Source organism: Haloarcula rubra, from assembly GCF_019599465.1.
GTDB lineage: Archaea > Halobacteriota > Halobacteria > Halobacteriales > Haloarculaceae > Haloarcula > Haloarcula rubra.
On the sequence record NZ_RKLR01000029.1, the window covers coordinates 1 to 9,195 of the forward strand.

Sequence of the window (9,195 nt, forward strand, 5' to 3'; positions counted from 1 at the left end):
CGCTGCGGCCGATTCCGACACGAACCGGCTTAGTGGGAACATATCGGGCACCGCTGGCGCGGTGCCCTTGCCCTCTTCGACTTTCAGCCACAGCTCTCGCTATCAACAATCTACTTCGCAAGAGCGTTGAAGTTGGCCGCTCTCAGGCACCCACGACGATACCGATGACGATGGCGAGGAAGAACAGCCCCCAGATACCGAGCGACTGTTTCGTGAGCTTGGAATCTTCGAGGGGGAAGTCCGTCCCGCTCGCAGTCCCCTCGTCGGCGAAGCCCTGGCGGACGAACCAGTAGATGACGATCGCCCCGAAAGCGAACTCGGCGAGCCAGAACAGCACCAGCATCCCGACGAACATCGATTCGCTCATCATCGGTCGTCACCTCCGTCGGCGACCACCGTCTCACCGGCGACGCTATCGAAGTCGAAGTCGTCCGGGCTGGCGAGACTGACGACGGCGGTCAGCGCCGTGGAGACGAGGTGGCCGACGAGCATGACCTCCCACAGTTTCAGCGCCGGAACACCTGGGACAGCGTACATCTGGAACGAGACTATCAGCAGTAGCGCCGTGACGACCTGACTGAACATGACTCCCGAAATGAAGCCAGCGGTGCTCGTTCGTGACCAGAATAGCGAGAGGGCAAAGGGACCGACCAGTGCCGTCGACCCGATACCCCCGATGAGCAGCAGTTGGATGAACGTCACGCCGCTCCGGAGCGCAAACTCAGTCGCGAGGAAGATGATGAGCGCGAACGCGAGACTCGCGAAGCGTGCTACACGCAGTTGGCTCTCGTCGTCGGCATCAGGCTTGAACTGTCGGAAGTAGATGTCCCGCGAGAACAGACTGGCGATGGCGGTCAGGTACGAGTCGGTCGACGAGCCGAGCACCATCAGCGCGACGAGGAGGAAGACGATTGCCGCCCACCCGGGTAGCAGCGCGAGTGCCTCCGTCGCGATGGCGCCCGGAGCGACGTCGGGCAACGCGGCCAGCCCGACGAAGCCGATGAGGCTGTACATCGCGATGGTCGAGAACACCCCGATACCGCCCACCGTGAGGAACCGAGTGGTCTTGTCCCGCCGGACCGCGAATATACGCTGCCACGTCGACAGGCTGACGATACCCCAGACCCCCAGTCCGAGGGCGTAGGGCAGGAAGAAGCCCTCGATGGGCGCGAAGTTAGCCATACTGAGGAACGCACCGGACCGCTCGCCGAGGTTCGCGACCATGTCCTGATAGACGACCGAAGGACCGCCGACCTCGAAGACCAGCAGTGGTGCGAACACGAGCGTCAGCGCGATAGCGCTGATGAACTGGACGAAGTCCGTCGTCATCGAGCCCCACAGCCCACCGAGCAGGATGTAGACGCCGATGACGGCCATCAGCAGCGCCATCACGATGGTCGGGTCGATGCCTGCGAGGCCACCGATGACCGTCCCGCCGACGTACAACTGGATGACACCGCCGAGTACCATCGTGTACAGGACGACGAAGATGACGGCGAGGTGTGCCCGCTTGTCGAACCGCTTGATGAAGTACTCGCTGTAGGTCAGCCCCTGTGGGAACAGCTCACGCATCCGCAGCGCGAACGGCATCACGAGGAACGAGGACAGGACAGCGGGCCCAGCGTACATCCAAATCCCAGCGACACCGACGAAGCCGACGTACTGTGGTACGCCGAGGATGTCACCCGCCCACATCCACGTCACCGCGAAACTCGCCGTGGTCAACCCGACCTGTGCGCGGCCGCCAGCGGTGATGAACTCCTTCGTATCGTTGACGCTCTGACGTCTGAAGATGAAGTACGCGAGTCCGATCATTAGCGCCGCCCAGACGCCGATCAGGGCGTATCCGCCCGTGGAACTAACCATGATACCGACCCCCGACTGATGGTCCTTGTCCCCTGTGACCGATTCTGGTGGAAATAGCTTGCCATATCAACCTCACCATTTGCACGAATCTACTAAAATACACGGGGTCGTGACATACCCTACCTATTTGTGTCAATAGTTCAGATTTAGCAGCATGCAGGCCCACGACCTGACGCAGACTGTGAAATCTGGGATGCCCGTGTACCCTCACGACCCGGAGGTCTCGGTCGAAGAACACGCAACTATGCCGGAAGATGGTTACCGGGTAATGCGGCTCGATTGCGGTAGCCACACCGGGACGCACGTCGACGCGCCGAGCCACACCGAGTCAGACGGCGCTACCATCGACGAGTTCCCCGTCGACCGGTTCGCGCTTGACGCCGCCGTCGCCGACTGCCGCGGACTCGATTCGCGGTCACCTATCGGCCCGGACCACCTGCCCGTCACCGACGCCGACGTGCTCGTGGTTCGGACCGGGTGGGACGCCCACTGGGGGGACGCCATCTATCGCAACCATCCCTACCTGACACCGGCCGCCGCCGACTTCTGTCTCGAACAGGGCTACGACGTCGCCGTGGACGCGCTGAACCCGGACCCGACGCCGACCCCGAGCGCGGCCCCCGACGAACCAGCGGGGTTCCCCGTCCACCACACACTCCTCGGCAACGACCACCTCATCTTCGAGAACCTCACCAACCTCGAGGCGGTGCCCGACCGCTTCGAACTCCTCGCATTCCCGCTGAAGGTCGGGGCAGGAGACGGAGCACCGGTCCGTGCCGTCGCTCGCTACGAGTGAACCGACGCGGGGGCCGGCCCCCCCGAGAACGGTTGGTTCCCTCTCATTTTCGCCCGGGGTTGTCCTCGACGGGCCACATCACCTATACCTGCAACGTACGTAGACTGGGACTATGCTTAGCCGGTCGCCGCCTGTGTGGGTTGTCTGTCTGACACTCGTCGTGCTTCTGGCTGGCTGTTCGGGCGCGGCGCCGGCAGTCGACACCCCTGAATCGACGACTACGACGGAAGCCACGCCCATACCGTCGACGACCACGGCTAACGGAACGGTGGAGGTCCACTTCATCAACGTCGGCCAGTCGGTGAGTACGCTCGTCGTCGGCCCGACCGGCGAGACGATGCTCGTCGACACCGGCCACTATCGCGACGACGGGGAATCCGTTCTGCAGTACCTCCAAGCGCACGACATCGACCGCATCGACTACATGGTCGTCTCACACAACGACGCCGATCACATCGGGGGCAACGCCGCTATCATCGACTACTACGAGGCCGAAGCCGACGGTATCGGGGCCGTCTACGACCCGGGTATCGCCGCGAGCACGCAGACCTACAGTGAGTATCTCGACGCCGTCGAAGAGCACGGCGTCACCCTGTACGAGACACGTGCCGGTGACTCGATTCCGTTCGAGGGCGTCGACGTTCAGGTGATGGGGCCGCCAGAGCCGTATCTCGAGGACGCCGCTCGTAACGAGAACAGCATCGTCCTCAAGCTCACCTATGGCCAGACGAGTTTCCTGCTGACCGGTGACGCCGAAGACGACCAGGAAGCGTATCTGGCCGACCGATACGGCGACCAGTTGCAGTCCACGGTACTGAAGGCCGGCCACCACGGCTCTTCGAGTTCGACGAGCGAACAGTTACTCGATGCCGTCGACCCTCAGGCGGTGGTCGTCTCGAGTGCGTACGACTCTCAGTACGGGCACCCCACAGAGGCCGTGCTGAACAGACTGTCTGACCGATCGATTCCCACCTATTGGACGGCGACACACGGGAACGTCGTCCTCGTCAGCGACGGGCAGACGGTGTCTGTGCGGACTCAGCGGGCAGCACCGACCGACCCGCTCGCTGTCCGCGAGGGCGACCCAGTTCCACCCGGGACGAAGGGTGATGTCGTCGAACGGGCTCGACTTGATGCAGGCAGCGGTGCCACGGACTCGACGGCCGTCGCGGCGGATGGTGGGACGACGACCCGCGAGGGCACACTATCAATCGAGGCCGTCCACGCCGACGCCGACGGTGACGAGCGTACGAATCTCAACGACGAGTACGTCGTCTTCAAAAACAGCGGGGACGCATCGCTGGACCTCTCGGGATGGACGGTTACGGACGAGGCCGGCAAGACCTACACGTTCCCGGACGGCTACACGCTGGAGGCCGGGTCGACAGTGACCTTGCATACCGGCAGCTGGAGCGACAGTGCGACGGACCTGTACTGGGACGTGGGGTCACCGGTCTGGAACAACGATGGGGACACGGTCACTGTGCGAAACAGTGAGGGTGCTGTCGTGATAGAGGAGATATACGGATGACAGATACCGAGGGCTTCGAAGACGGGCGCTATACAGCCGTTGTCGATTCGATCGAAGACGGACTGGCGACGGTCTTTTTCGAACGAGACGGCGAGGAAGTGGGGGACGCGGTGCTGGATTCGACAGTGCTGCCCGAGGACGGACGTCACGCCGACGCGATTCTGTCGGTGACCGTTGAAGACGAGGCGTTCGTCGACTGGACCTACGAACCCGACCGAACGGAGACGCGGAAGGAGGCTGCACAGGACCGGTTCGACCGACTGTCGAGTCGGCCGCCCTCCGACGAGGAGTCCTGAGGTATCCGCGACCCGGAGGCCACCGTTTGCCTCACGTGGATACAGTCGACTGAAAACGCTCGTGTCATACTACATCGCGATGCCAACTCCGGTGGCGCGTTCGCCGTCGTCGTGCTCGTAATCGTCAGCACCTTCGCCACGATAGACACAGAGTGATATATAGTGGTTGGGGGGCTGTCAGATTGGACGATGGCGTTTGCCGCTTTTTATCTGTCTGACGCGATACGTACTCGTATGACCATCACTGATGGCGACGTCGTGTCGCTGGAGTACACCGGTCGACTGGACGATGGAACGGTCTTCGAAACCTCACGCCGCGAGGTTGCCGAAGAGACAGGCGTCATCGAGGAACAACCCGGTCGGGAGTACGACCCACTGACTGTCGAAGTCGGCGACAGCGACGTTATCGACGGCTTAGAAGAGGCGCTGTACGACCTCGAGGAAGGCACGACGACGACGGTTACGATTCCGCCGGCGTCTGCCTACGGAGAGTGGAGTGAAGCGGACGTCCAGGAGATCAGTGCTTCCGAGTTCGACGAGATGATCGGCGATCAGGATGCACAGGAGGGTGCGTTCATACAGACACAGATAGGGCTGGGAGAGATCGTCGATATCGGTGATGAGGTCGTGACACTCGACTTCAATCACCAACTCGCCGGCGAGACACTCGAGTTCGAAATCGAGATCCTCGACGTCGACAGCAGCTGATTGTCTGCCGAGCGTTCTACAAGTGGGGCAGGCCGAGTGTCTCGGGGCTTGACCCCGAGACGGTTCACAGCTAAACAAGCCGAGAATCAGGGTAAGTGTCTGTATCCGAACTTGCTTCCTCCTCCTCACCCTATTCGGCGTTGATGCGTGTTGGCTTAGCGCGATTCAAACGGCCGTTACTGTACGTGATGGGGCCACTGTACGTCGTCGCTGGGGTCTTGCATTTCGTCGTTCCGGAACTGTATGTCCAGATAGTGCCACCGGCATTGCCGGCGCCGCTGGTTTTGGTGTATCTGTCCGGTGTCGCCGAAATCGGTGTCGGAATCGGGCTATTGGTGCCACGGACCCGACCGTATGCCGCGTGGGCGACAATCGCGTTACTCGTCGCCATTTTCCCCGCGAACGTGTACATGGCGGTATCGATGGTCAGTATCGAGGGAGCGCCCGGTGGCGGCGACCCCTCTGCGCTGGCCCGTTGGGCCCGGTTACCCTTGCAGGGCGTATTGATACTGTGGGCGTACTGGTACACGGATGCAGGGGCTGACGGTAATGCGTAGCGCTGGCCGGTCTCGTCGGCCCGACGCTTGCCCGTCATCAGTCGCTGGCCGCCGCTCGCAGTTCCGGGAAGTAGCGGCCGTGAAAATCGAACGGGGCCGCGTGGGGCAACGTCACCCGAGCGCGCTCTTCGAAGGTAGCGCCGTCGAGCACGAGCAGCCGTGACCGCTCAACGTCGGTGTCGAGACCCACCGTCAGGACGACGCCGTCGTCTTCGCTCTCGGCGTCGGGCGCCGGGACGAAGATCGGCTCGCCGAAGTAGTCACCGCCATCGTCGAACGTCTTGGTTGAGCCCGTATCCGTGTCGAGTTTGAGTATACGGCGTGCCCATTCGGTGACTGGTGTGTCCATCCCCATCGCGTAGACGTACCGATGCGGGCGACACCAGCACGTCGGTGAGACGGTCGGCAGTGCGCTGCCGTCGCCGTACAGCATCTCGCGTGCTACGGTCGGCTCACCAACACCGTAGCGGGAGGCACTGTCTGCGGTGCCCAGGTCGACGGTAAACCGTTCGATACGCCCGACGATGGCGCCCATCTCGCCGGCCCGGAGATTCTCTAGATACAGAGAGTCGATCGTCGTCGCGTCGGGTACTGTTTCGAGGTCGAAGACGAGTTCTCGACCATTACTTCGTTCGAAGGCATTGATGTGGTGGAAGCCGAACGTGGCGTCGATTACGGGTTCAGCGATCACCGCGCCGGTCGTCCGGTCCACGACGACGATCCGGGTTCCACGGTCTGGCTCCCACTCGAACTGTTCGATGAATGGTGCCTGTCGGCCCGGCTTGAGGAACCGCCGCGGGTCGAGACGCAGTGGGAACTCTGTGAGCACGACGTAGCGCGGCGTCAGGGCGAAACTGTGCATGTACGCCGGCCGATCTGTATCGACACTCCCGACGTGTCGTCGGTCGCCCGCCGGGGTGGTCGCGGTCACGTGATACTTGCTGGTGCGGCCGAACCTCGTCTCGACGTTGACGAGCACCCCCGTCGCGGGGTCACGCTTGAGATGGGCACACGATAGTTGCCCGGATGGCACCTCGTCGTCGTACTCGAGATGACCGACCGTCTCGAGCGTGTTCGGATCGAAGCGGACCTTCCTCGGTGATTCGGTCAGGGCGACGTAGTCGTCCCCGAACCGCTCGGCGATGATGTTGGTGTTGTCGTACGGATCCGTCAGAAACGCCGCCAGACGTGACCGGAGCGTGGTCTCGCCCGTCGCGAACCCACCTTCGAAGTCGTCTCGTCGTGCTGCCTCGTAGGCGTTGGTCCGCAGGAATCTGTTCCGGTAGTGGACTGTGTCGCCGTCGGCCCCGCCGGCACGCGACCCCGGGTCGAACGTGAACCGGTACAGCATCGCGAATCCGTCGAACCAGTGGTCCACGCTGCTGCCCGACGGAATGTCGAAGGCGCCCGGGCCGTTCCGAACGAGGCTGCCAGTGAGCCACTCGGGTAAGGTCCCCGTCACTGCGAGCGAGGTGGCTGTCTCCTCGTGGAGCGAGTGGAAGCCGGGATGTGACTCCATGGGCACTCCAAGGACTCGGTCGGCTAAGAACTGGCGGCAGTACCGTCTCGAGTGTCCTGTACATCGCTGTTTGGCCAGCCGGGTCGTCGAACGCTGCTGTATCGCAACTATCGATGCGGGCCCCAAGCGTCGATGACCATGTCGACCGCGGCGGTCGTCGATTTCTCGCTGCCAACGACCCCCCACTCGTATGTGCGACGACGTCGCTTGGAGTGACTCCGACAATCGTCGTCACGAGGGCTGTCTCGGGAGAAACGGGCACACCGCGTGGCTGTCGGCTCCGTCTCGATGGTGATGCCCCCGACGTGCCCTCGGTGCAGTACGATGCATAGGGTGAGTGCCGGCGATTGGGCCACAGAGATGGGACGGGTTGGATATCCCCCGTTCCTCACGCGGCGGCCACCGACCGGCCTCGTCTCGGTCCCATCCGTGCACCAGACAATGGACGAACTGGGAGTCGGACCCCGGTGAGACGAGGCTTGAGAGTTACATGGTCCGTACTGTGTCGGGGTCCGTTCCTTGGTACCACGTGTAGTAGTGAGTCGGTTCGGGTTCACGCCACACTTACCACACTGGGGCTGGCGCTGATCGCTTTGAACAAACAGGGATACGAATAGAGTCGGAGAACCGCTGCAACTGTTCGGTCAGGAGTGGTCGTCGACCACATGCACGCTCTTGGGTGAGAACACGAGCGGCCGACGACCGTATCGTGAACTTGTACTTTCGATACAAAAACAGTCGGTCGATACCGGATCATATGGACCTGCTTACCCGGAGACCTCCTCGTTAGCACGTTTTCGAGTAGTCTGACTAGCGCTTCTCCGGCGGCTCTATGACGACGGTTCGCCCGACTCCGACGTGTCTTCACAGGCGGTACGAGGCGGATGCCCCGACCCTTGAGGTCGGGGAGGAAGCCGACAACCGATGACACAAACCACGCTACGAATGGCAAGTCAACTCCTTAACATATACGTAACACTAGCTATATATGTGAAACACAGTGGAATACCGTCGTACCGCCGTCATCAAACTCGACACTCCCGAAGGAGCCGACGCCTCCCTTCAAGAGACTGTCGAGCAGTTCAAACACTGCGCCAACACCGCAAGCGAGTGGTGCTGGCACGGCGACGACGGATACCACGTCACCTCGAAAGCCAAAGCCGAACGCGCCCTCTACGACCAACTCCGCGACGAAACCGACCTGACCGCCAACCTCGTCCAGAAAGGGATTCGCAGGGCGGTCGAGGCCGTCAAAAGCGGAGTCGAACGCCGCAAACGTGGCGAGAATACGTCGCAACCATATTTCTCCGCCGACAGCGCGGTGTACGACAAGCGAAGCGCAACGTTCCACCGTGACCACGTTTCCCTTTCGACCGTAGACGGGCGTGTTGAGTGCGACTACATCCTCCCCGACGGCTCTGAGACACCGCCGACCAAGTACGTCTCCGACGAGGACTTCGAGTTTCGGATGGCTCACTTGCAGTACCGCGACGGTGACTGGTATCTCCACGCCTCGATGCGAAAGGTCGAAACAGACGATGAGACGCCTGAATCCGAGTCCAAGCACAGAACCGTCCTTGGTGTGGATTTGGGTGTGAACAACCTCGCCGTCGCTTCGACGGGGCGATTCTGGTCGGCAGACGAGTTCAACCACTGGCGTCGAGAGTACGAGAAACGCCGTGCATCGCTCCAGCAGTGTGGCTCTCGCCATGCCCACGAGAACATTGAATCAGTCGGGCAGAAGGAGTACGGACGGTTTGAGATATACCTGCACACGGTGGCGAACGAACTTATTGAGGAGGCCGTCGAGAACGATTGTTCGCACATCGTGTTCGAGGACTTGACCCACATTCGGGAGAATATTCCCGAGGCGACGTGGCAACACGTCTGGGGGTTCCGACGCCTCTACGAGTACGTCGAAT

The 9,195-nt window shown here is 61.9% G+C and carries 9 protein-coding genes; 6 read left to right on the forward strand and 3 right to left on the reverse strand.

The genetic code is table 11. The features are described 5' to 3' along the window. Positions 1-142 precede the first annotated feature (142 nt). Together EGH21_RS23740 and EGH21_RS23745 are read right to left on the reverse strand one after the other, a co-directional pair. Positions 143-370: a hypothetical protein gene (locus EGH21_RS23740; RefSeq protein WP_220620879.1), complete on the reverse strand. Its 228-nt coding sequence runs from the start codon at positions 368-370 to the stop codon at positions 143-145. Continuing rightward, entirely contained in the window at positions 367-1,866 is a 1,500-nt protein-coding gene (locus tag EGH21_RS23745; RefSeq protein ID WP_220620880.1) for a sodium:solute symporter family protein, read from the reverse strand. Before EGH21_RS23745 ends, EGH21_RS23740 begins: the two co-directional genes overlap by 4 nt. Before the next feature lie 154 nt (positions 1,867-2,020). Between EGH21_RS23745 and EGH21_RS23750 the strand changes: the two genes are divergently transcribed. From EGH21_RS23750 to EGH21_RS24855, 5 genes are all read left to right on the forward strand, one after another. After that, complete coding sequence (locus EGH21_RS23750; RefSeq protein WP_220620881.1) at positions 2,021-2,662, forward strand: cyclase family protein; 642 nt, start codon at positions 2,021-2,023, stop codon at positions 2,660-2,662. A 112-nt stretch (positions 2,663-2,774) separates the two neighbouring features. After that, positions 2,775-4,193, forward strand: coding sequence for a lamin tail domain-containing protein (locus EGH21_RS23755; RefSeq protein ID WP_220620882.1), 1,419 nt, complete (start codon positions 2,775-2,777; stop codon positions 4,191-4,193). After that, entirely contained in the window at positions 4,190-4,489 is a 300-nt protein-coding gene (locus EGH21_RS23760; protein WP_220620883.1) for a DUF3006 family protein, read from the forward strand. The genes EGH21_RS23755 and EGH21_RS23760 overlap by 4 nt, the downstream gene beginning before the upstream one ends. A gap of 234 nt (positions 4,490-4,723) precedes the next feature. Then, positions 4,724-5,197, forward strand: coding sequence for an FKBP-type peptidyl-prolyl cis-trans isomerase (locus EGH21_RS23765; protein WP_220620884.1), 474 nt, complete (start codon positions 4,724-4,726; stop codon positions 5,195-5,197). Positions 5,198-5,340: 143 nt separating this feature from the next. Further along, on the forward strand, positions 5,341-5,754 hold the full coding sequence (locus EGH21_RS24855; RefSeq protein WP_425433334.1) for a DoxX family protein: 414 nt from the start codon (positions 5,341-5,343) through the stop codon (positions 5,752-5,754). A gap of 37 nt (positions 5,755-5,791) precedes the next feature. Here EGH21_RS24855 and EGH21_RS23770 read toward each other — a convergent pair whose 3' ends face one another. After that, on the reverse strand, positions 5,792-7,273 hold the full coding sequence (locus tag EGH21_RS23770) for a carotenoid oxygenase family protein (protein ID WP_220620885.1): 1,482 nt from the start codon (positions 7,271-7,273) through the stop codon (positions 5,792-5,794). A 1,000-nt stretch (positions 7,274-8,273) separates the two neighbouring features. Between EGH21_RS23770 and EGH21_RS23775 the strand changes: the two genes are divergently transcribed. Further along, the coding region (locus tag EGH21_RS23775; protein ID WP_220620886.1) for an RNA-guided endonuclease InsQ/TnpB family protein at positions 8,274-9,195 on the forward strand (922 nt) is incomplete at its 3' end.

Excerpts from the sequence above, each read along its gene's own strand:
- EGH21_RS23740 (WP_220620879.1), bottom strand. The coding sequence starts at position 370 with ATGATGAGCGAATCGATGTTCGTCGGGATGCTGGTGCTGTTCTGGCTC.
- EGH21_RS23745 (WP_220620880.1), bottom strand. The coding sequence starts at position 1,866 with ATGGTTAGTTCCACGGGCGGATACGCCCTGATCGGCGTCTGGGCGGCG.
- EGH21_RS23750 (WP_220620881.1), top strand. The coding sequence starts at position 2,021 with ATGCAGGCCCACGACCTGACGCAGACTGTGAAATCTGGGATGCCCGTG.
- EGH21_RS23755 (WP_220620882.1), top strand. The coding sequence starts at position 2,775 with ATGCTTAGCCGGTCGCCGCCTGTGTGGGTTGTCTGTCTGACACTCGTC.
- EGH21_RS23760 (WP_220620883.1), top strand. The coding sequence starts at position 4,190 with ATGACAGATACCGAGGGCTTCGAAGACGGGCGCTATACAGCCGTTGTC.
- EGH21_RS23765 (WP_220620884.1), top strand. The coding sequence starts at position 4,724 with ATGACCATCACTGATGGCGACGTCGTGTCGCTGGAGTACACCGGTCGA.
- EGH21_RS24855 (WP_425433334.1), top strand. The coding sequence starts at position 5,341 with ATGCGTGTTGGCTTAGCGCGATTCAAACGGCCGTTACTGTACGTGATG.
- EGH21_RS23770 (WP_220620885.1), bottom strand. The coding sequence starts at position 7,273 with ATGGAGTCACATCCCGGCTTCCACTCGCTCCACGAGGAGACAGCCACC.